Origin of the sequence: Streptomyces sp. NRRL WC-3626, from assembly GCF_000718785.1 — a bacterium.
Lineage (GTDB): Bacteria > Actinomycetota > Actinomycetes > Streptomycetales > Streptomycetaceae > Streptomyces > Streptomyces edwardsiae.
In genome coordinates, this window is record NZ_JOCA01000012.1 from 164,870 (window position 1) to 185,790 (window position 20,921).

The 20,921-nt window shown below is 70.1% G+C and carries 18 protein-coding genes; 4 read left to right on the forward strand and 14 right to left on the reverse strand.

Annotated elements, in window-relative coordinates:
• Positions 1 to 17: 17 nt before the first annotated feature.
• The 4 genes from IF28_RS0120260 to IF28_RS0120275 all read right to left on the reverse strand — a co-directional run bounded on the left by IF28_RS0120260 (position 18) and on the right by IF28_RS0120275 (position 2,984).
• Positions 18 to 446: an ATP-binding protein gene (locus IF28_RS0120260; protein WP_030222221.1), complete on the reverse strand. Its 429-nt coding sequence runs from the start codon at positions 444 to 446 to the stop codon at positions 18 to 20.
• 88 nt (positions 447 to 534) lie between these two features.
• A complete protein-coding gene (tgmC, locus tag IF28_RS0120265) occupies positions 535 to 1,737 on the reverse strand; it encodes an ATP-grasp peptide maturase system methyltransferase (RefSeq protein WP_030222227.1) in 1,203 nt (400 codons plus the stop codon).
• Positions 1,734 to 2,714, reverse strand: a complete 981-nt coding sequence (gene tgmB, locus IF28_RS0120270) for an ATP-grasp ribosomal peptide maturase (RefSeq protein ID WP_030222230.1) — start codon at positions 2,712 to 2,714, stop codon at positions 1,734 to 1,736. Before tgmB ends, tgmC begins: the two co-directional genes overlap by 4 nt.
• A 3-nt stretch (positions 2,715 to 2,717) precedes the next feature.
• The gene (locus IF28_RS0120275) at positions 2,718 to 2,984 is read right to left on the reverse strand and encodes a putative ATP-grasp-modified RiPP (RefSeq protein ID WP_030222233.1); all 267 of its coding nucleotides are present in this window, start codon (positions 2,982 to 2,984) and stop codon (positions 2,718 to 2,720) included.
• A 205-nt stretch (positions 2,985 to 3,189) separates the two neighbouring features.
• On the opposite strand from IF28_RS0120275, the gene IF28_RS0120280 reads away from it, so the two are divergent.
• Together IF28_RS0120280 and IF28_RS0120285 are read left to right on the forward strand one after the other, a co-directional pair.
• Entirely contained in the window at positions 3,190 to 4,023 is an 834-nt protein-coding gene (locus IF28_RS0120280; RefSeq protein WP_030222236.1) for a helix-turn-helix domain-containing protein, read from the forward strand.
• Positions 4,020 to 4,226 (forward strand): DUF397 domain-containing protein, encoded by a 207-nt coding sequence (locus tag IF28_RS0120285; RefSeq protein WP_030222238.1) that lies wholly within the window; start codon positions 4,020 to 4,022, stop codon positions 4,224 to 4,226. The genes IF28_RS0120280 and IF28_RS0120285 overlap by 4 nt, the downstream gene beginning before the upstream one ends.
• 57 nt (positions 4,227 to 4,283) lie before the next feature.
• Here the strand turns inward: IF28_RS0120285 and IF28_RS0120290 are convergent, their stop codons facing one another.
• The 5 genes from IF28_RS0120290 to IF28_RS0120305 form a co-directional block, all read right to left on the reverse strand.
• Complete coding sequence (locus tag IF28_RS0120290) at positions 4,284 to 5,831, reverse strand: HsdM family class I SAM-dependent methyltransferase (RefSeq protein ID WP_030222241.1); 1,548 nt, start codon at positions 5,829 to 5,831, stop codon at positions 4,284 to 4,286.
• A complete protein-coding gene (locus tag IF28_RS37905) occupies positions 5,828 to 7,414 on the reverse strand; it encodes a restriction endonuclease subunit S (protein WP_078621275.1) in 1,587 nt (528 codons plus the stop codon). Before IF28_RS37905 ends, IF28_RS0120290 begins: the two co-directional genes overlap by 4 nt.
• A complete protein-coding gene (locus IF28_RS0120295) occupies positions 7,411 to 11,001 on the reverse strand; it encodes a DEAD/DEAH box helicase family protein (protein ID WP_078621277.1) in 3,591 nt (1,196 codons plus the stop codon). The genes IF28_RS37905 and IF28_RS0120295 overlap by 4 nt, the downstream gene beginning before the upstream one ends.
• A gap of 290 nt (positions 11,002 to 11,291) precedes the next feature.
• Complete coding sequence (locus tag IF28_RS0120300; RefSeq protein ID WP_030222245.1) at positions 11,292 to 11,999, reverse strand: class I SAM-dependent methyltransferase; 708 nt, start codon at positions 11,997 to 11,999, stop codon at positions 11,292 to 11,294.
• Between the two features lie 100 nt (positions 12,000 to 12,099).
• Positions 12,100 to 12,567: a hypothetical protein gene (locus tag IF28_RS0120305; RefSeq protein WP_030222247.1), complete on the reverse strand. Its 468-nt coding sequence runs from the start codon at positions 12,565 to 12,567 to the stop codon at positions 12,100 to 12,102.
• Between the two features lie 186 nt (positions 12,568 to 12,753).
• Between IF28_RS0120305 and IF28_RS0120310 the strand changes: the two genes are divergently transcribed.
• Positions 12,754 to 14,043 (forward strand): helix-turn-helix domain-containing protein, encoded by a 1,290-nt coding sequence (locus IF28_RS0120310; protein WP_030222254.1) that lies wholly within the window; start codon positions 12,754 to 12,756, stop codon positions 14,041 to 14,043.
• 125 nt (positions 14,044 to 14,168) lie between these two features.
• Here the strand turns inward: IF28_RS0120310 and IF28_RS0120315 are convergent, their stop codons facing one another.
• The 5 genes from IF28_RS0120315 to IF28_RS0120335 all read right to left on the reverse strand — a co-directional run bounded on the left by IF28_RS0120315 (position 14,169) and on the right by IF28_RS0120335 (position 19,851).
• Positions 14,169 to 15,866 (reverse strand): uroporphyrinogen-III synthase, encoded by a 1,698-nt coding sequence (locus IF28_RS0120315; protein ID WP_030222256.1) that lies wholly within the window; start codon positions 15,864 to 15,866, stop codon positions 14,169 to 14,171.
• Entirely contained in the window at positions 15,863 to 16,822 is a 960-nt protein-coding gene (gene hemC / locus IF28_RS0120320) for a hydroxymethylbilane synthase (RefSeq protein WP_030222258.1), read from the reverse strand. Before hemC ends, IF28_RS0120315 begins: the two co-directional genes overlap by 4 nt.
• Positions 16,819 to 18,519 (reverse strand): glutamyl-tRNA reductase, encoded by a 1,701-nt coding sequence (locus IF28_RS0120325; RefSeq protein ID WP_030222260.1) that lies wholly within the window; start codon positions 18,517 to 18,519, stop codon positions 16,819 to 16,821. Before IF28_RS0120325 ends, hemC begins: the two co-directional genes overlap by 4 nt.
• Complete coding sequence (locus IF28_RS0120330; RefSeq protein ID WP_030222263.1) at positions 18,516 to 19,283, reverse strand: redox-sensing transcriptional repressor Rex; 768 nt, start codon at positions 19,281 to 19,283, stop codon at positions 18,516 to 18,518. Before IF28_RS0120330 ends, IF28_RS0120325 begins: the two co-directional genes overlap by 4 nt.
• A 289-nt stretch (positions 19,284 to 19,572) precedes the next feature.
• Positions 19,573 to 19,851, reverse strand: coding sequence for a glutaredoxin family protein (locus IF28_RS0120335; protein WP_030222266.1), 279 nt, complete (start codon positions 19,849 to 19,851; stop codon positions 19,573 to 19,575).
• Positions 19,852 to 19,967: 116 nt separating this feature from the next.
• Here IF28_RS0120335 and IF28_RS0120340 point away from each other — a divergent pair, with 116 nt between their 5' ends.
• A complete protein-coding gene (locus IF28_RS0120340) occupies positions 19,968 to 20,879 on the forward strand; it encodes an HAD family hydrolase (protein ID WP_051713801.1) in 912 nt (303 codons plus the stop codon).
• The last annotated feature ends 42 nt before the right edge of the window (positions 20,880 to 20,921 follow it).

Here is a 20,921-nt window from a genome sequence, read left to right on the forward strand (position 1 = left end):
GCTGACGAGCTCCCGGATCACCGGCCGAGGTCCAGCTCCGCCCACACCGTCTTGCACGGCACCGGGCCCGTTCGTACGCCCCAGCGGTCGGCCAGTTCCTCGACGAGGAGCAGGCCGTGGCCGGACTCGGCAGGCTCCGCCCCGGCGGCCACTCGTGCCTGCGTGGGCAATTGATCGCCCTGGGGGTCGGTGACCTCGATACGAAGGGTGGCGGGTGCTGTGACGGTGAGGCCGAGCCGGAAACTCCGGCCTGCCACACGCCCGTGCACGACGGCGTTCGCTGCGAGTTCCGCGACGATCAGCCTGGCCGGATCCAACGGCAGGCCCCAGGCGACCAGTTGCTCGCCGGCGAGCAGGCGGGCGAGTCGGGCCGCCCGGCGGGTGGCGGAGAGCGGCACGGTGAACTGGTGGAGCGGGGTGCGCGGTACGGCGATTCCTTGATTCATGTCACTCAGTGTGTCCAGTCACGCGCCGACCGTGAAGGCGAGTGGCCCGTGCGGCCGGAGGCTGTCCGGCTCCGTCCGGGCCATCTCCTCAGAGCGACGGCAGCGGAAGGCAGGGCACGCGCGGGTGCCGCAGGTGCTGTCCGCCGTCGTGGACGCACAGGGTGAAGGTCTCCGGTCCCGGCCGCCCTGCCGTGTCGTAGGCGTCCAGAACGCGCTCGACCCGTTCCCACAGCCGCACCGGACCTCCCTCCCGCACCTGCCAACCGCCGTCGCCGTCCGGCGTCAGCGCGGCGGCCGACCCGCCGACCACGTCGATCAGATGCAGGACATCGCCGACGGCGGCCAGTTGGGCGTCGGACACGGCGCCCTGCACGAGGAAGCGCAGGTGGAAGGCCTCCTCGGTCGCGGCGGTGATCCGCTCGGGACCGTGCCGGGCGGCCCGTGCCTCCCCCGGCAGCCCGGCCGCCCAGTGGGCGGGGTTGCCGAAGGCCGGCGCCGCGTGCGTACGCGCCGTCATGAAGGAGACCGTGCCGCCCAGCAGCCGCCCCTCGGCGGTGCCGTCCCCGGCGACCGTGAGCAGGACTCGGGCGTACCCGTAGAGCCAGCCGGAGAGGGTCAGAAGGATCTTCCCACCCGGCCGGGTCTGGGCGACCAGGGCCGGGGGCACGGCCCGGAAGGAACAGGCCGCGACGATCCGGTCGAACGGGGCCTCGGGCCAGTACCCGTACAGCCCGTCCGCGACCGCGAGGGTGGGTGCGTAACCGCAGCCGTGGAGCGCGTCCGCGGCCCGCTCCAGCCGGTGCGGGTCCACCTCGATGCTCGTCACACCGGCAGAACCGAGGCGTTCGCAAGCGAGCGCGGTCGAGTAGCCCGTCCCCGTACCGATCTCCAGCACCGTGTGCCCTTCCCGGACGTCGGCGTCGGCCCACATCCGCACCACGAGCGAGGGCAGGGTGGAGGACGAGGTAGGGGCACCGCCGAACCGCTCGACCGGGTTCTCCCAGTCGGGTTCGTCACCGTCGAACTGCGTGATGAGCGTGGTGTCGGAGTACGCGGCGGCCAGCCAGCGCCCGTGGTCGAGCGCGGCGGTGACCGGCTGCCACACGGTCAGCCCTTGCCCGTTTCGCTCGTCGGCGGGCAGATAGAAGCCGGGCACGAACCGGTGCCGGGGCACCTTCTCCACCGCCGCCCGCCAGGCCGGATCGTCCAGCACCCCGCGTACGGCGAGGTCCTCCGCCATGATGGCGCGCAGCCGCGCGGCATCGGTTTCGAGGTCGACGGGCAGCGTCATGAACGGCCCTTCCTTTCCACGGTGAGGAGATCGGCGAACGCCTCGGTGATGTCGTAGGCGTCGGGAAGCCAGCCCCACTGGCCGTTCGGGTTGCACTCGATCGCCGTCCAGTGTTGCGGGTCGTCCCCGTCCCCGGTGAGCGCGAAGTCGAAGCAGCCGAAGACCAGACCGAACGAGGCCAGGTAGGCGTGCAGCGCGGCCTCGACGGGCGGCGGCACGATGATGGGCGCGTGGAGCAGGGCGCCCCAGTCGCCCCGGCGCCAGTCCAGCGCACCGTCGGGTGCGGCGATCTGCTGGGCGAAGACACGACGGCCGACCACGGTGACGCGTACGTCACCGGTCTTGGGGATCTCGGCCTGGAACAGGTGGGCGGTCACGGTGAGCGTGTCGTCGAAGGTCTCCGGGTCGACCCGCTGGGTCCAGATCGCCCCGGCGCGCCCGTCGTCGCCGGTGGGCAGGCCGCGGAACGTCTTGCAGACGACGGGACCGTGGACGGCGGCGAACTCCCGCGCCACCTCTCGGTCGTTGGTGATCAGCGTCGGAGGAATCCTCAGCCCGAGCCGGGCGAACCTTCGGAGCTGGCCGGGCTTGGACTCCGCGCGGGCCACCGCGGCCGGGTGGTTGACGTACCGGGCGCCGGGCAGGGCGTTCAGGACGCCGCCGAGCCCGTGCCGCGCCTCGGCGGCGGCGAAGTCCCTTTGCTGCCGGGGCAGATGCGCGAACCGGGTGCCGTAAGGAGTGGGACGACGGCAGTACACCGCCGCCACCTCCCCCGGCTCCACCTCCCGGCTCGCCGTACGCAGCCGCCCGCTCCACACCGGACGCTCCGCCTCGATACGGAAGCCGAACGTCAGGGCGGACCCGATGTCGGCTGGGTCGACACGGACGACGGGCACCTCGCGCTCGTTCAACGCGGCGACGACCCGGTCCGCCGTGACGTCCTCCAGCGCGGTGACGACCAGGACAGTGGAAGCCATCGGTCAGTCCGATTCGTAGTCGGTGGTGCTGTCGTCCTGCGTCTGGGACTGCGGACCGTTCCCGTCACCGCCCCCGGACACGGAGGCGGTGCTGGTCGTCCTCGACGTCCCGTGCTTGCCCATCTCGACCGGCCTCCCGGCGGCGTCGGCATAACGGGCGGTCTGCGTGACGGGGTCGAGCGTCACCGTCGCATACGGCGGCGGCCCGACCGGCAGCCGATCGGTGACCAGGCGCAGCGCCCAGGGGGCCTCGGGGGCGAGTGTCGTCATGGGGATCCCTTCTCTGTCCGCGATGCGGAGTTCAGGATTGTCGCCACCCAGTGTGCTCACGCGTGCGCACACTGTGAATACGGGCAGCTCGTACGGCCGCCGGCTGTACGCCAGGTGTCTGGTTTCTGTCCGCCCTGCCCGGGGTGACCGGGCGCGGGCGGCCGGAGTTGGTCCGGGGAAGGGCGCGCGACAGGAGGCGGCAGACATGAGCGGGTGGGAAGCGGGGCTGGACGACGAAGAGGCCGGGGCCGTGATGCGGACGGTCACCCGGCAGTTGAAGCTGTGGCGGGAGGCGGCCGGCCTCACCCAGGCGGAGTTCGGGGCGGCGATCGGGTACGGAGAGGAGCTGGTCTCCTGCGTCGAACGGGGGCGGCGGATTCCCCGGCCGGAGTACTTGGACGCGGCGGACGAGGTGCTGGGGGCGGGCGGGAAGGTTGCGGCGCTCAAGCAGGACGTGGCGGAGGTCCGGTACCCGAAGAAGGTGCGGGACGTGAAGCGCCTGGAAGCGGAAGCCGTGGAGATCTGCTCCTACAACAACTGCGTCATCGATGGACTCTTGCAGACCGAGGCGTATGCACGAGCTGTGTTCAGCTCTCGACGACCGCAGTTCGCAGAAGAGGAGTTGGAGCAGCGGGTAGCCGCTCGGCTGGATCGCCAGGAGATCTTCTGCGCCCCAAAGGCCCGCCCCCTCTTCAGCTTCGTGCTGTGCGAAGCGACGCTGCGCCGCCTGATCGGGGGCAAGATGGTGATGCGCAACCAGCTCGAACGGCTGTCGGAAGTGGCCAGGCTGCGGAACGTCGACCTACAGGTGCTGCCCCTGAGCCGGGAGGAGAACTCCGGCCTCGGCGGCCCCTTCCGACTGCTCAAACTCAAGGACGGAGCGGCCGTGGGGCTGAGCGAAATCCAGCTCACCAACCGCGTGATCACCGACCCGAAAGAGACCACGGTCCTCGACATGCGCTATGGGATCATCCGGGCGCAGGCTCTCACACCACGAGAGTCGCTGGCCTTCATCGAGAAAGTGCTGGGAGAGTCATGACCCTCAAGCCCTCTGACGGAGCCGATGGCAAGCTGGAGTGGATAAAGAGCAGCTATAGCTCGGACGACGGTCCGTCTTGCGTCGAGGTCGCCACCACCCCGGCGATCATCCATGTGCGCGACTCCAAGGTTCCGGACGGCCACCGCCTTGCCCTCACCCCCACCACCTGGGCCGCCTTCCTGCCGTACGCGTCCGAGCGCTGACGTAGCAAACACAAGTGGCCCGCACCCGGATGCACGGGTGCGGGCCACGTCTGCGTGTCAGTCGACGACCGGAGCCGCCTCCGTCGTCGCCCCCTCTCCCCGAGCCTGCTGCAAGGTCTCCGCGATCGCGGCGAACTCCTCCAGCGCGGCCTGGAGGTCCTCGACGATCTCGGCGGCCAGTACCTCGGGCGCGGGCAGGTTGTCCGCGTCGTCGAGGCTCGGGTCACGGAGCCAGGTGATGTCGAGGTTGGCCTTGTCGCGGGCGACCAGTTCTTCGTACGTGTACGCCTTGAAGCGCTCCGTCTCGACGCGCTTGGAGCGGTCCTCGTCAGGGCGGTAGCACTGCACGAAGTCTTCGAGGTGGGCCCGGGTGAGGGGGTTCTGCTTGAGGGTGAAGTGCTGGGCAGTACGGAAGTCGTAGACCCACAGCTTCTCGGTCCACGCCTTCTCGGGACGGGCCGGCTTGCGTTCGAAGAACAGCACGTTGGCCTTGACGCCGCCCGCGTAGAAGATGCCGGTGGGCAGGCGCAGCAGCGTGTGGACGTCGTACTCCTTCAGCAGGCGCCGGCGGATGGTCTCACCCGCGCCGCCCTCGAAGAGGACGTTGTCCGGGACGACGACCGCAGCCCGGCCGTGGATCTCCAGCAGCGAGGCGATGTGCTGGACGAAGTTGAGCTGCTTGTTGGTCGTGGTGACCCAGAAGTCACGGCGCTCGTAGGCGATCGCCTCACGGGCAGCCGAGCCGTCGTCACCGTAGACGGTGATCGACGACTTCTTGCCGAAGGGCGGGTTCGCCAGGACCAGGCTCGCGCGCTTGGTGGGCGGGGCGATGAGGGCGTCACGGTCATGGATGAGGGTGGGCCCGGTGGGCTGACCGATGCCGTGCAGGAAGAGGTTCATCGCGGCGAGACGGGCGGTGTTCCTGACCAGCTCGGTGCCCCAGATGCCGCCGCTGCTGAGGTGCTTGCGCTGCTCAGGGGTGAGCCGGTTGCCGTACTCGTTGAGGATGTACTCGGCGGCGGCCAGCAGGAAGCCGCCGGTTCCGCTGGCGGGGTCGGTGATCGTGTCGTCCGGGGTGGGGCGGACGCAGTCGATGATGGCCTGGATCAGCGGGCGCGGAGTGAAGTACTGACCCGCGCCCGACTTGACGTCCTCCGCGCCACGGGAGAGCAGTTCCTCGTAGGCGTCGCCCTTGATGTCGGTCTTCTGGCCGGACCAGCTCTCCTTGTCGATCAGGTCCTTGACCAGGCGCTTGAGCTTGGCGGGATCGTGGATGCGGTTACGGGCCCCGTTGAAGATCAGGTGGAAGGTGGTGCCCTTGCGCTGGGCTCCGAGGTCTTCGAGGAGCTGCGTGTAGGCGGCTTCGAGCTCGGCACCGTCGTTGTTCAGCAGCTCGGGCCAACCACGTCCCTCCCAGACTGTCCCCTCGGGCATGATCTGCTCGCGGAACATCGGCGGACGGGACTGCGCCTCGTGCGCCATCTTGAGGAACACGAGAAGCGTCAACTGCTCGACGTAGTCGATGGTGGAGACACCGTCGTCCCGCAGGACGTGGCAGTAACTCCAGAGCTTGTCGACGAGCCGACGGGCCTCGGTCGTGGTCACGAGGGCATCTCCAGGTCAAGGGTGGGCTGAGTGGCAGTGGTGAGGGTGGGGGCACCAGCCCTGGGGTGCGGGGGTGCGTCCGACGCGGGTGCGGTGTCCAACGTGTGCTTCTGCTGAGCGGGCGCCCGGCGAGGGCTCCGACGCCGGGCCTTGTAGGCTCCCGCCGCTTCCCGCTCCGCACGAATGCGGGCGAACAGGGCTTCAGCGGGCTCGTCAGCAGAGTCTTGGGGAACCAGACGGCCAGCGAAAGCCTCAGTGAGGAAGGAACGACGGAGAAGAGCGGCTTTCACTCCCTGCTGACGAATCCCTGAATTCAATCTCAGCGCCGCCGAGTGATGAGATTCGACGACATCAAGAATTCGCCGCTGCTCGGCCTCCGGAGGAAGAGGAATCGGCATGCCTCCGAGCTTCGTACCATTAACGTTCGCCTGTCCGACTTGCTGGGTAGCAACCGATCTAATATAACGTCGCCCCATAGGGCTATTGATCACCAAGTTCACCCATTCAGGATCAACTCCAGGCAGGAATCGACAACGAATAAGATAGGAAGCAAAGGCCATCCGACCAAGCTCACCTCGATATACGGCAGATTTGCCAACCAACTCGATACTGTTAGTCCTATTGAAGAGGAGGTCGCCATCCTCAAGGCTAAACTTCGCCGCATCTGGATGACCAGCCGGAATGTACTTCAGGACGCGTGGGTCAATTTTCCCATCTTGAATGTTTCCCATTCGCAAGACAGGGACATCGCCAGCTTTCGCCATTTCGGACGTCTTTGTCGAGGAGCCGTATTCGATAAGCGCCGAAACCTCGTCAAGCGATGCGACGGTCCAGTTTCCGGGGACCTCCGGTACTGGACCCCCCAGGGGAGCGGCCTTGAGGCGACGCCCCTTCACTACGCCAATTCGCGCATGACGAATCGATTCGACTAGCGCGTGCCCGGTACCCTCATCGACCAACGCCTCAGCCAGCTTGCCCTTGGTGGCCAGATCCGCGACAAGCCTCCGGTACTGAACGCTGCGCCGAGAAGATTTCGCAAGCCCACGTTCCCCCGACTCGATTTTGGAAATCTGCTCCTCAAGCATGGCAACGATGCGTCGCTGTTCTTCCAGCGGCGGTACACGCACGGGCAAGCGTTTTAGCTGCTGCTGCGGCAGGTGCTTGATCGTACTGCCGGTAGTGAACTTTCCGAAGCCTCCTGTGACATTCAGGTATTCAAGGTAGTAGCGCAGGTAACTGGAACTGACACCACCAAGCGGCCGGACTCTGTGCAACGCCTTCTGGAAGGCGAGGTATTTACCGTCGTCACCTTCGAATACGGCACACCGTCCGACCTCTCCACCTTCACAAACCAGAAGATCACCACGACGGACACGGAAGAAATCCTGCTGTCCCGGTGGGATCGACATGGTCAATACATCTTCTGTGTCGATCCTCCCCCACTGCACATTGACGTTACGCAGATACGGGACCGGATGGTCGCCCTCCTTCTTTCGGTCGAGCATCTTCCCAAGCGTCGAGTCGGCAATATCGCCAAGCGTCGCCCAAGCCCACCCCTCCGGCAGCTCCGAAGGAATACTCACGCGCCCAACTCCCGTCCCAGCTCATCCAAAATCTCAGCCCCCCGATCCGCCCCGAACTCCCGAAGGAACCCGTCCACGCCCCCGCGCTCGATGAAGGGTACGTCCTTCAAATGCTCGGGCTCGATCGCCGCATCCGTCGCTATCACGTCGACCATGCGGTCCAGCCACCACACCTGGTCCTCCGTGAACACCGCCCCCGCCTGCTCCTGCCGGGCCCGCCACGCCGCGTACCGTTCCTCCACCAGCGCCCGGTACGGCCGTACCTCCTCCTCCAGCCCCAGCTCGAACCGCAGCAGCCCGATCAGGTCGACCACCCCCGCGGCCCCCCGCGGATGCCGGGCCGCCTTCCCCAGCTGCACGTACGCGTCGTACAGCCGCCCCGGGGTCCACTGGAACGGAGGACGCTCGATCTTCCGGGCGAGGTCCTTCAGCCGCCGGTAGACCTCCTTCGGATCGCGCCGCTCGCTGAACGCGAGGTTGAAGGCCGCGATCTCGTCCTGGTGCTCCTTGATGTACTGCTTCCAGGACGTCACTCGCCGCATCGCCAGCTCGTCGGCCGTGATGCCGCGCGCCTCCTTCACCTCGTCCACGCTCACCTCGTCTATGACGATGTCGTGCGCCCGGCGCATGGACATGAGCCGGTCCCGCAGCTCACGGTTGGAGGCGATCGGCTTCAGCGCGTCCAGCATCTCCTGCCGTACCTGCGCCTGCCCGCCGATCCGCCGGGCCCGCTCCTGTTGGTCGGGGTCGACGGACCGGACAAGACCGCCCACGATCTCCCGCAGCGGCCGGCCGGCCAGCTCCTCGACCTCTTCCCGCTCCTCGGGAGTGAGCTGCCGGTCGAGCCGCGCCAGACGACCCGCGAGCGTGGCGACCTCGTCCTCGGTCATCGCCAGGCCCGCCGTCTTGGCCATCAGCCGCTCCAGCGGGATCTTCCGCTCGGAGACCCGGACCAGCGGGCGCGCGTCCACGCGCGGGGAGTCCGTGACGCCCACCGCGTCGACGATCACGAACCGTTCCTTCACCTCGGCATCCGGCGTGACCGCCTGGAACTCCGCCGGGTCGATGGTCCGCGAGCCACGCCCCTTCATCTGCTCGAAGTAGGCCCAGCTCTTGACGTCCCGCAGGAAGAAGACACACTCCAGCGGCGGGATGTCGGTCCCCGTGGCGATCATGTCGACGGTGACCGCGACGCGCAGCTCGGGGCTGTTGCGGAACGCCTTGATCAGCTCGGCCGGCCGCTTCGCCGCGTGCGTGATCTTCCGGCAGAAGTCGTCGCTCTCCCCGAAGACCTGCCGCACCATCTGCACGATCTCGTCGGCGTGGTTGTCGTCCACGGCGAAGATCAGCGTCTTGGGCACGTGCGTGCGCGCCCGCTGCACCTCCCCCTCCCCCACCGGCGGGAAGATCTCCGTGAACAGGTGCTGGCGGAACGTCTCGACGACGAGCTTCAACTGCCCCTTGCTGATGACCTGACGCCCCAGCTGGGACGCCTTCCACTCCAGGTCCTCCTCCAGCTCCTGGTACCGCTCGCGGCGCGTCTTGCGCTCCCGCATCGGGACCACCGTCTCCGCCGGGATCGTCCCGCCGTTCTCCCCCAGCTCCGTACGGATGCGGAAGACGTCGAAGTCGACGTTGACGCCGTCGGCGACGGCCTGCTCGTACGGGTACTCGCTGACCAGGTTCTGGAAGAAGAAGCCGAAGGTCTGCTTGACCGGGGTGGCGGTCAGGCCGACCAGGTGGGCGTCGAAGTACTCCAGGACCGCGCGCCACTTGCCGTAGATGGAGCGGTGGCACTCGTCGATGACGATCAGGTCGAACGCCTCGGGCGGCAGGTCCGGGTTGTAGCCGACCTCCACCGGCTCGTCGACCAGGTCGTAGCGGTCCAGGGCCGCGTCCTCGCGGTCGGCGCTCGGCACCTCGCGGCCCGTGAGCGCCAGCCACAGCCGCTGCACCGTGGACACCACCACGTGCGCGGAGCCCAGCACGGTGTCCCCGGCGAGCCGCTGCACCACGTACAGCTCGGTGAACTTGCGGCCGTCGTCCGGGGTGTCGAAGTTCTCGAACTCGGTGGCGGCCTGGCTGCCGAGGTTGTTGCGGTCGACCAGGAACAGGATGCGTTTGGCGCCCGCGTGCTTGAGCAGCCGGTAGCTCTCGCTGACCACCGTGTACGTCTTGCCGGCGCCGGTCGCCATCTGGATCAGGGCGCGCGGGTCGTCCTTGGCCAGGGAACGCTCCAGGCCGTTGATGGCGGTCACCTGGGCCGGGCGCAGGTCCTCCGGGTCGAGGAAGGTCTCCGGCAGGCGGCGCATCCGGGCCCGCAGGGTCGGCGCGCCGTGGTCGGCCTCGGCCTCCTCCACCCAGCGGGCGATCGTGTCCGGCCGGTGCACGGCGAAGACCTCACGCGTACGCGGCGACGGGTCGAGCGCGTTGTGGAAGCGGACGGTGTTGCCGTCGGCGACGTACCGGAAGGGCAGGCTGGCCCGCCAGGCGCTGAGCTGCTGGCTGCGGGTGAGGCCGGTGGCGTAACGAGAGGCCTGCTCCATGGCGGCCTCCAGGTCGGCGCCCTCCCGCTTGGCCTCTATGACGCCGACCAGGCGCTGCTCGACGTAGAGGAGGTAGTCGGCGCGGCCGACGGCGGTGGAGACCTCCCGGACGGCGACGCCCCTGCCCGCGAAGAGGTTCTTGGCGACGTCGTCCTGGACGGCCCAGCCCGCCTTCTCCAGGACGCGGTCCAGCTCGGCGCGGACCTGCGCCTCGCTCATCGGCGGGCGGGCGGCCTTCTGCGCCTGCGCGATGAACTCGTCGCGCCGCGAGGCCCCGTCCAGCGGGCGGGCGGCCGAACGGGACTCCATCGCCGGAGCCGTCAGCTCGGTGATCTTTTCGCTCAGTTCAGCGATCAGGTCGTGCAGCGCGGCCCGCTCGGCCTCCGCACGGGCCAGTTCCGCCTCGGCCTGCTCGCGGGCGGCCTGCTCGCGCTCCAGGCGGCTCTGCTTGCCGTCGTAGCTGAGCCGTGCCTCCTCCAACCTCCGGCGGTAGGCGTCGAGTTCGGTACGCAGTTGCTCCAGCTCGCGCTGGTCGGCGACGGACTCGGGCGCGGGCGCGGCGGAGGGCGGTGCGGGTGCCAGGAACACCCTGTGCGTGGTGTCGGACTGGTCGAGGGAGCGGTGCAGCCAGTCACCGAGGCGGAAGCACAGCTCCACGGACTGGAGCGCCTCGCGGACGTTGGCGTAGTACTCGTGGACGGCCTTGTTGCCCGTCGTGCGGATCGCCTCGAACCAGGCGCGCACCTGCGGGACGAGGACGTCAGCCCTGGTGAGCGCGTTGATCCGGTCGACCTGCCGGGGCCCCGGCACGGTGACGCCGAGGAGCGTGACCAGGTGCCGGGCCATGATCTCGCCGAAGAGGCGGGCCTTCACCATGGCGGCATGCGGGTCCGTGTGGACGTACGACTCGGCGGAACAGCCCAGCGTCACCAGTAAAGGCTCGTGCCCGAGCAGGTGACCGAAGTTGGACGAGCCCGCCGCCAACCGCGCGACCTGCTCGTCGTCCCCACCCGACGAACCGCCGACCACCGCCGTCACCATGTACTTCCCCCCAGGTCCCTGGTCGTCATGTCAATGAGCAAAGCCTTGCAGGATGACATGAACAGGGTGGCATCGCAAGGGATTCGAAAGGACGGCCGGATGAGTCACGCCACCGGCCATAGCCGTCCACTGCGGCGGGGACGTCGCCGCAGTGAGCTGAAGTCGAGGTCCAGGTGTGGGTCGGTGGCCCACCCCTCCAGAGCCGCGCCACGGTGCTCGTGTGATGAGCAGGACATCCCGAGTCGCCGGGGCAGGCTCATCGCCGACGCAGCGACCGTCCCCGGCGGCGTTTACGGCAGCGGACCACGCCGTGCGGTGAGCAGCAGCGTGTCGGCTGCTCGCGGCCTCTGCCCGGCGGGCAGGAGGTCGCCGCTGATCCGGGTGAATCCGGCCTCGTCGAGGAGCTTGGCCCACACATGCTCCTGGAGCACCCAGCGGCGCATCGTGGCCGGCTCCCCGTCCGGGGTCCTGGCCGGAATGTCGGCATGCTCCACGTCGGGCTGTGCGGGCGCCCCGCCGAGATAGTGGGCGAGAGTGGAGAACACCAGCCGTCCGCCCCGCCGCAGCGCGGACGCCGCCGCCGGCAGCAGTTGACGCGGCTCGGTGAAGTCGACCGCGCCGAACATGCTGTAAAGCACGTCGTACGTGTCGGGCGCCGCCTGCAAGTGCTCCACCACGTCCGAACGCACCAGTTGCAGGCGCGGCGCGAGATGGCCGTACAGGTCCGTGGCCATGGCGTGCTGGGCGGGTGAGGCGTCGACGGCAACGACCCGGGCGGGCCGGTGGTGGACGGCCAGGTGGGCGGCGTGCCGGGCGGCGCCCGCGCCGAGGTCGGCGACGCACAGTCCGGACAGGTCACCGAGGATGTCCGGACCGGGCCCGCGGTCCTGGCCCCAGGCCCACCGGAACGTGTCGGGCACGGTCCGGTCGGTGGTGTGGCGGGCGCGGCCGTAGTGGTGCCACAGGTCTGCAGAGGTGGGGGCTGTCACTCGCCCCATGGTGGCGGGCACGGCCTCCGGGCGGGCCGGTTCGCGGGAATCTCAACCGGACGTGCCCTGGGCTCCGGCGGCCGGCCGGAGTCCAGGACACCCGGGCGGCTCAGTGGGAGTCGCTACCGGGGTGACACGGGCTGCACTTGGCGGCGTCCTGCCACAGCGACAGGTCGACCTCCCAGCCGTCGGCCGCGACCCTGTGCGCGGTCTTCATCACGGAGCCGTCGTTCTTGAAGTCGACCTCGGGCACGTGGTGCAGGAAGTGCCCGCCGTTGAAGCGATCGCACAGCTCGGCGTACGCCACGGTGTCCAGGATGATCGTGTGGACGCCGATGTCGATGAGGGAGCTCGGCGCCAGGCCCAGTTTGTCGCCCCGGTGGTTCATCGCGGTCAGCAGGTAGGCGTAGCCCTGCCCCAGCACCCGGGCCGCCATGACCGAGTCGTACGGGTGGTCCCGCATGAGGAGACCGACCTGCTTGTTCCACAGGGCGGCCGGCACGACCTCCCGCGCGGAGCGGATCGGGCCGGTCGTCGGGCAGGCGGCCGGGACGGTTGCAGCGGTGCTGGTTGCCATGGTGCCTCCGATGGACGGCGCCCCGCGGATCGGGGCGATGCACCCAGGGCACCGCACCGGCCACGCCGACTGTGATCAATTCTCGCCGCTCGCATGGCGTTTGCACGGTGTGAAAGCGGTCTCGACGCGGCCCGTGCAGCGCCTCTACCGTGGGACGCCCCCGGTAGTGCGGCGTGGGAGGGTCCGGTGTTCGTCGACCCGCTCTGGAACAGCACGAGAGCACGCGAATTAGCCGCCCAGCGCCGCCCCGGCGCGCTGATCCGGCTCGGCCGCGAGCACCGAGCGTGGACACTGGCCGTACTCGGCGGCCGCATCGGCTGCTCGCCGGCCACCGTCTCGCGGCTCGAACGCAGTGCGCGGGTGGTCGACTTGGCCCTGGTGCACCGTGCCGCGCTGGAAGTCGGCGTGCCCCGACACATGCTGGTGGCTTCTCTCGCGCCGCCGTCCCCCGCAGCTCCGGCGGCCACTAGAGTGACGGCCAGTCCGCGTGACGCCGAGGAGGACCCCATGCGCCGCCGTACGCTGCTCACCGCCACGGCGGCCGCCGGACCGGTCGCCCTGCTGACCGGCCTGGACGACGCGCTCGCCAACACTCCAGCCCCTGTCGGCACCGGGCCCCTGGACGCTCGCCTGTCCTCCGCCCGGACCCTGTACGACAAGGGCGGACACGGTCAGCTCCTCGCCGCGCTGCCCGCCCTCATCGCCGACGGGCACAGCGCAGCCGCGTCCCGGCAGAGCCTCGACCAGGCCCGGCTCTCCTCGGTCTACAGCCTCGCCTCCGCCGTACTCATCAAGCTCGGCTCCTACGACCGCGCCCGCCTCACCGCCGACCGCGCCCGTACCTGGGCCGAAGTCTCGGGCTCGCCCCTCGCCGCGGCGGCCGCTGCAAGGGAACTGGCGATCGTGCTGCGCCACCAGGACCGTCACGCCGACGCCCAGCGGCTCATGACATCGGCGGCCGCCACCGTCGAGGCCACCGGGCTGCGCACGGAGGCAGCGGCGGCCGCCTACGCGCAGATGCTGTGCACCCTCGCCTACACCGCCGCCCGGGGCGGGCAGCGTGCCGACGCACTGGCGATGACCGAAGAAGCCCGCCGAGCCGCCCGCCGGCTCCCCGGCACCGCCCCGGCAGGCCGCCTGTTTCCGATCAGCCCAGCCGCCGTCGACCTGTACGCAGTCGGCGTGCACTGGGCCCTCGGCGACGCGGGCGCCGCCCTGGACGCGGGGAAGAACCTGCGCGCCGACCAGTTCCCGACCGCCGAACGCAAGGCCCGCATGGGCACCGACATGGCACGCGCCTGGTGGGCATGGAACCGGCCAGAACAGACGGCCCGCGCCCTGCTCAACGCCTACCGGGCCAGCCCCGGTGAAGTACGCGACCGGCCGGCGATCCGCAGCATCGTCGACGAACTCACCGAGCGGCACCCGCGGACCACAGGCGTACGGGAACTCCACACCGCCGTGACCCGGGCCTGAACAGGTACTGCAAGACGTGGGGCCACTTGCCGGATGCCCGAGGGCTGTCGCCCATCTCCCGACACGTTGGTGACGTCGGAGGCCGGACGAAGAAGGGCGCCCCCGAAAGGGCGCCCCTACTCACCTCACGTTGTAGACCGGCGTCTCCGTGCCCCCGGGCGCCGCTCGCTCGGGCGGGTCACCGGGTCGCCCGCGTCCAGTGCCGCCAGGCGGCGCCTGGTGCCGAAGTCGGCCAGGGCTTCGGCCAGCTTGTGGACCGACGGCTCGGGGGCCATCACGTCCACGCGCAGGCCGTGCTCCTCCGCCGTCTTCGCCGTGGCCGGGCCGATGCAGGCGATGACCGTCACGTTGTGCGGCTTGCCGGCGATGCCGACCAGGTTCCGGACCGTCGACGAGGACGTGAACAGGACCGCGTCGAAACCGCCGCCCTTGATCGCCTCACGGGTCTCCGCCGGAGGCGGCGAGGCACGCACGGTGCGGTACGCCGTGACGTCGTCGACCTCCCAGCCCAGCTCGATCAGCCCGGCGACCAGGGTCTCCGTGGCGATGTCGGCGCGCGGGAGGAAGACACGGTCGATCGGGTCGAAGACCGGGTCGTAGGGAGGCCAGTCCTCGACCAGACCACGGGCGGACTGCTCACCGCTCGGGACCAGGTCGGGACGTACGCCGAAGTCGATCAGCGCGGCGGCCGTCTGGTCGCCCACCGCGGCGACCTTGATACCCGCGAAGGCGCGCGCGTCGAGACCGTACTCCTCGAACTTCTCGCGGACCGCCTTCACCGCGTTGACCGACGTGAACGCGATCCACTCGTAGCGGCCCGTCACCAGGCCCTTGACCGCCCGCTCCATCTGCTGCGGGGTACGCGGCGGCTCCACCGCGATGGTCGGGACCTCGTGCGGTACGGCACCGTACGACCGCAGCTGGTCGGAGAGCGACGCCGCCTGCTCCTTGGTCCGCGGCACGAGCACCTTCCAGCCGAACAGCGGCTTGGACTCGAACCACGCGAGCTCGTCGCGGCGGGCGGGGGCGCTGCGCTCACCGACCACGGCTATCACCGGGCGGCCGCCGTCCGGGGACGGCAGCACCTTCGCCTGCTTCAGCGTCTGCGCGATCGTGCCGAGCGTCGCCGCCCAGGTGCGCTGCCGGGTCGTCGTACCGGCGACGGTGACCGTCATCGGGGTGTCGGGCTTGCGACCGGCGGACACCAGTTCGCCCGCCGCTGCCGCCACGGAGTCGAGCGTGGTGGAGACGACCACCGTGCCGTCCGACGCTCCGACCTCCGTCCAGCACCGGTCGGACGCCGTACGCGCGTCGACGAACCTGACGTCCGCGCCCTGGGCGTCCCGCAGCGGCACACCGGCGTACGCGGGCACGCCGACGGCGGTCGCGATACCGGGGACGACCTCGAACGGCACCCCGGCCGAGGCGCACGCCAGCATCTCCTCGGCGGCGTACGCGTCGAGTCCGGGATCACCGGTCACCGCACGCACGACCCGCCTGCCGCCCCGCGCGGCCTCCATGACAAGATGTGCCGCATCCCGCATCGCGGGGGCACCAACGGTTGTTGACGCGCCGTCAACGACCGTCAGCTGGGGCGTGCCCGTGCCCGGTTCCGACAAGTCGGAGTCCGTGTGCACTTCGGCGACGCCCTGCCTCGCGTGCGTGCGTACGACGTCGAGCACCTCGTGCTCGGCGACGAGAACGTCCGCGTTCGCCAGCGCCTCCACGGCGCGCAGGGTCAGCAGTCCCGGATCCCCGGGTCCGGCACCGAGGAAGGTGACGTGCCCGTGTTCCGGAGGGGCGGGAAGGGTGGTGGGGCTCACTGTGCTCGCTCCCCCATCAGACCGGCCGCGCCCTGCGCGAGCATCTCGGTGGCGAGTTCGCGACCGAGCGCCATCGCCGCCTCGTGCGTCTCGGGCACGGGACCGGTGGTGGACAGCTGCACCAGCGTCGCGCCGTCGGTCGACCCGACGACGCCGCGCAGGCGCATCTCCTTGACAACCCGCCCGTCGGCCACGAGGTCGGCGAGCGCACCCACGGGTGCGCTGCAGCCGGCCTCGAGGGCGGCGAGCAGGGAACGCTCGGCCGTCACGGCGGCCCGCGTGAACGGGTCGTCGAGTTCGGCGAGCGCGGCGATGAGTTCCGCGTTGTCCGCGGTGGTCTCGACCGCCAGTGCTCCCTGGCCGGGAGCGGGCAGAACAGTGTCGACCGACAGGAAGTCGGTCACCTCGTCGCTGCGGCCGACCCGGTTCAGCCCGGCGGCCGCCAGCACCACGGCATCGAGGTCGCCCTTGGTGACGTACCCGATGCGGGTGTCGATGTTGCCCCGGATCGGGACCGTCTCGAATTCCATGCCGTGGCTGCGCGCGTACGCGTTCAACTGCGCCATGCGGCGCGGCGAGCCGGTGCCTATGCGGGCGCCGCGCGGCAGATCGTTCAGCTTCAGCGCGTCCCGTGTGATCATCACGTCGCGCGGGTCCTCGCGCACCGGGATGGCCGCCACGACCAGCTCGTCGGGCTGCGTGGTCGGGATGTCCTTCAGCGAGTGCACCGCGAAGTCCACCTCGCCCCGCGCCAGCGCCTCGCGCAGCGCGGCGACGAACACGCCCGTGCCGCCGATCTGCGCGAGGTGTTCGCGCGAGACATCGCCGTACGTGGTGATCTCGACGAGCTCGACGGGCCGTCCGGTCACCTGGCTCACGGCTTCCGCCACCTGCCCGGACTGGGCCATGGCGAGCTTGCTGCGCCTGGTCCCCAGCCTCAGTGCCTTCTCAGTCATGCCGGCCCTCGGTTCCTTGCGTTCTTCTCGGTGCTTTCCTCGGCTCGGGAGACGGAGGCCACCGTCTCGGGGTCGAGGTCGAACAGGGTGCGCAACGCGTCCGCGTACCCGGCGCCGCCGGGCTCGGCCGCGAGCTGCTTGACCCGGACCGTCGGCGCGTGCAGCAGCTTGTCGACCACGCGCCGCACGGTCTGGGTGATCTCCGCGCGGTGCTTCTCGTCCAGGCCGGGAAGCCGCCCCTCCAGTCGGGCGATCTCGCCGGCCACCACATCGGCCGCCATGGTGCGCAGGGCGACGACGGTCGGCGTGATGTGCGCCGCCCGCTGTGCCGCCCCGAACGCGGCGACCTCGTCGGAGACGATACGCCGGACCTGGTCCACATCGGCAGCCATCGGAGCGTCCGCGGACGCTTCCGCGAGCGACTCGATGTCGACGAGCCGGACCCCGGCGAGCCGGTGTGCGGCCGCGTCGATGTCCCGCGGCATCGCCAGGTCCAGCAGGAACAGTACGGGCGCGGGGCGCGGCGGTACGGCCACCGGCTCCGGGCGGCGCCGCTCGGGGATCCGGCCGACGGTGGACGCGGTCGCGGCGAGCGCGCCGATCAGCTCGGCGTCGGCCTCCGGGCCGGTCCGCTCGTTCTGCCGGCGCTCCACGGTCGTACCCGCGGCCCACGCGGCGTGCTGCTCCAGCGTCGCCGTGTCCATGCCCGCGACGGCGGCCTCGCCCATCACGGAGAAACCGGGCTGTACGGCGGACAGGTCCAGCGGGCAGCCGTCCTCGGTGCCCACAGAGGTGGGCGGGAGGGCGGCCGCCTCGGACGCCTCTTCGTCCAGGTCGATGACCTGCAGCTCGCCCATCCGGCTCTCGACGCCCGCGGCGATCGCGTCGGCCGTCAGCACCAGGCCCGTCGCACCGGTGCAGGAGACGACGACGTCGGCACGTGTCAGCTCGAACGGCACCGATCCCATCGGAACCGCGCGGGCCAGTACGTCCGTATCGTCACCCTCGGCGAGGATCTCGGCCAGCCGCTCGGCGCGGTCGGACGTGCGGTTGGCGATCACGATCTCGCCGACACCGGCCCGCGCGAGCGTGGCCGCGGCCAGCGAGGACATCGAACCGGCACCGATGACCAGCGCCTTCTTGTCCCGGGCCCAGCCCTCGACGGGCGCGCCGGCGGCCAGCTGCTCCAGGCCGAACGTGACCAGGGACTGCCCGGCCCGGTCGATGCCGGTCTCGGAGTGGGCGCGCTTGCCGACCCGCAGCGCCTGCTGGAACAGGTCGTTCAGCAGCCGCCCGGCGGTGTGCAGTTCCTGCGCGCGGGCGAGCGCGTCCTTGATCTGGCCGAGGATCTGCCCCTCGCCGACGACCATCGAGTCCAGGCCGCAGGCCACCGAGAACAGGTGGTGGACGGCACGGTCCTCGTAGTGCACATAGAGATAGGGAGTGAGCTCCTCCAGGCCGACCCCGCTGTGCTGGGCGAGCAGCGTGGACAGCTCGGCGACACCGGCGTGGAACTTGTCCACGTCGGCGTACAGCTCGATGCGGTTGCAGGTGGCGAGGACCGCTCCCTCGGCGGCGGGTTCCGCCGCGACCGTGTCCTGCAACAGCTTGACCTGCGCGTCCACGCCCAGCGAAGCCCGCTCCAGCACGCTGACGGGCGCGCTGCGGTGGCTCAGTCCTACGACGAGGAGACTCATGCCGGCATCACGGCGGGTACGTCCCCGTCGGGCCCCTGGTCGGTGGCGGAGTCCCGGCGGGCGGCGGCCGGGGCGGGGGCGGACGTCTGGGCGGTGGCCTCCTCGCCGGCCTTGCGCTGCTCGTGGAAGGCGAGGATCTGCAGCTCGATGGAGAGGTCGACCTTGCGTACGTCGACACCGTCCGGGACGGTCAGCACGGTCGGCGCGAAGTTCAGGATCGAGGTGACACCGGCGGCGACGAGTCGGTCGCACACGGGCTGGGCGGCACCGGCGGGGGTGGCGATGACGCCGATCGACACGCCGTTGTCCTGGATGATCGACTCGAGCTCGTCACTGTGCTGCACCGGGATGCCGGCGACGGGCTTCCCGGCCATCGCGGGGTCGGCGTCGATCAGCGCGGCGACGCGGAAACCGCGGGAGGCGAACCCGCCGTAGTTGGCGAGGGCCGCGCCGAGGTTTCCGATGCCGACGATCACGACCGGCCAGTCCTGGGTGAGCCCGAGTTCGCGGGAGATCTGGTACACGAGATACTCGACGTCGTAGCCGACGCCCCTCGTGCCGTAGGAGCCCAGGTAGGAGAAGTCCTTGCGCAGCTTCGCGGAGTTGACCCCCGCGGCGGCCGCCAGCTCCTCCGAGGAGACCGTGGGCACCGAGCGCTCGGAGAGCGCGGTGAGGGCGCGGAGGTACAGCGGAAGGCGGGCGACGGTGGCCTCGGGAATCCCTCGGCTACGGGTCGCCGGTCGGTGAGTTCGGCCAGTTGCCACGGTGCTCCTGCGGGTAGAGCGGGGCTTCAGGCGGTCATACGTCCCCGGACCGCCCCGTCGCATGCAGGCTATGTCTTTGTGAACGCGTGCACAAAGATTGTGTCCGATTTGCCCGGCCAACGTGACCGGGGTCACGCGCCCCCGGCGCACTGCTGCGGAACCGGCGCACGAGCACCACCGTTCCTTTCCTTCTGGGGGCAAAACCGCACACTCTCCTCTGCGAATCCCGCCCCCGAGACCAAGACACCATCGATCCTAAGCGACCTTCCAGCCATTTTGGACTGGCCGGTCAGTCTGTCAAGGCCTTGCGGAGACGGTCCTCGTTCACACGCCAGAACGTGTGCTGGCGGCCGTCGACGAGCACGACGGGGATCTGCTCCCAGTAGCGGTCGTGCAGCTCCTGGTCCCGGGTGATGTCCTTCCCCTCCCACGGGACGCCGAGCTCCGCGCACACCTTCTCCACCACCACCTGCGCGTCGTCGCACAGATGACAGCCGGGCTTGCGGACGAGGGTGACGAGCCGGTCCCGCGAGGCGGCCGGGGTCGTGCTGCGGAAGAGAGGACTCATACGGGCCATTGTCGCGCGCGGCCCAGTACGGGCCTTAACGCCACGGACCCGGAGAGTTCACGGCTTGCGAACCTCTCTGCGACGGAACACCCCGGCCGACTGGCTATGCTCACGCCATGGCCGCTCTCGGATGGCTCACTCCCCGTAGGCGCTCCGCCACGGCGCGCAGCGTTTTGGCAGGCGAGGCCTCGGCGGAGGCAGCACGCAAGTCCACCCAGGAAGTTCCCGAACGCGAACTGGAGTTCCCGGTTCCCGGGGACGAACGGGCCGCCGCGTTCTTCGACCTGGACAACACGGTGATGCAGGGCGCCGCCCTGTTCCACTTCGGACGGGGCCTGTACAAGCGGAAGTTCTTCGAGACCCGCGACCTCGCCCGGTTCGCCTGGCAGCAGGCGTGGTTCCGGCTGGCCGGGGTCGAGGACCCCGAGCACATGCAGGACGCCCGCGACTCCGCGCTCTCCATCGTCAAGGGCCACCGCGTCGCCGAGCTGCAGTCCATCGGCGAGGAGATCTACGACGAGTACATGGCCGAGCGGATCTGGCCGGGCACCCGGGCACTGGCACAGGCACACCTGGACGCGGGGCAGCGGGTGTGGCTGGTGACGGCGGCGCCGGTGGAGATCGCGCAGGTGATCGCGCGCCGGCTGGGGCTGACGGGAGCGCTCGGCACGGTCGCGGAGTCGGTCGACGGCGTGTACACCGGCAAACTGGTGGGCGAACCGCTGCACGGCCCGGCGAAGGCGGAGGCGGTACGCGCGCTGGCGCTGGCGGAGGAACTCGACCTCGGCCGCTGCGCCGCGTACAGCGACTCCCACAACGACATCCCGATGCTGTCGCTGGTGGGCCACCCCTACGCGATCAACCCCGACTCCAAGCTCCGCAAGCACGCCCGGCGCATGGACTGGCGTCTGCGCGACTACCGCACCGGCCGCAAGGCGGCCAAGGTGGGCATCCCCGCAGCAGCGGGCCTGGGCGCGGTGGCAGGCGGCACAGCAGCCGCCATCACCCTCCACCGCAAACGCCGCTGACCCAAACGCTCCGCGCCCCCCACTCCACCCTCCGCCCTCCGC

What these genes read in the sequence shown, in the direction of transcription:
- tgmB (WP_030222230.1), bottom strand. Translation starts at nt 2,714, where the DNA reads ATGGCTTCCACTGTCCTGGTCGTCACCGCGCTGGAGGACGTCACGGCG.
- IF28_RS0120285 (WP_030222238.1), top strand. Translation starts at nt 4,020, where the DNA reads ATGACCCTCAAGCCCTCTGACGGAGCCGATGGCAAGCTGGAGTGGATA.
- IF28_RS0120275 (WP_030222233.1), bottom strand. Translation starts at nt 2,984, where the DNA reads ATGACGACACTCGCCCCCGAGGCCCCCTGGGCGCTGCGCCTGGTCACC.
- IF28_RS0120305 (WP_030222247.1), bottom strand. Translation starts at nt 12,567, where the DNA reads ATGGCAACCAGCACCGCTGCAACCGTCCCGGCCGCCTGCCCGACGACC.
- IF28_RS0120335 (WP_030222266.1), bottom strand. Translation starts at nt 19,851, where the DNA reads ATGAGTCCTCTCTTCCGCAGCACGACCCCGGCCGCCTCGCGGGACCGG.
- IF28_RS0120300 (WP_030222245.1), bottom strand. Translation starts at nt 11,999, where the DNA reads ATGGGGCGAGTGACAGCCCCCACCTCTGCAGACCTGTGGCACCACTAC.
- IF28_RS0120280 (WP_030222236.1), top strand. Translation starts at nt 3,190, where the DNA reads ATGAGCGGGTGGGAAGCGGGGCTGGACGACGAAGAGGCCGGGGCCGTG.
- hemC (WP_030222258.1), bottom strand. Translation starts at nt 16,822, where the DNA reads ATGACTGAGAAGGCACTGAGGCTGGGGACCAGGCGCAGCAAGCTCGCC.
- IF28_RS0120260 (WP_030222221.1), bottom strand. Translation starts at nt 446, where the DNA reads ATGAATCAAGGAATCGCCGTACCGCGCACCCCGCTCCACCAGTTCACC.
- IF28_RS0120340 (WP_051713801.1), top strand. Translation starts at nt 19,968, where the DNA reads ATGGCCGCTCTCGGATGGCTCACTCCCCGTAGGCGCTCCGCCACGGCG.
- IF28_RS0120295 (WP_078621277.1), bottom strand. Translation starts at nt 11,001, where the DNA reads ATGGTGACGGCGGTGGTCGGCGGTTCGTCGGGTGGGGACGACGAGCAG.
- tgmC (WP_030222227.1), bottom strand. Translation starts at nt 1,737, where the DNA reads ATGACGCTGCCCGTCGACCTCGAAACCGATGCCGCGCGGCTGCGCGCC.
- IF28_RS0120325 (WP_030222260.1), bottom strand. Translation starts at nt 18,519, where the DNA reads ATGAGTCTCCTCGTCGTAGGACTGAGCCACCGCAGCGCGCCCGTCAGC.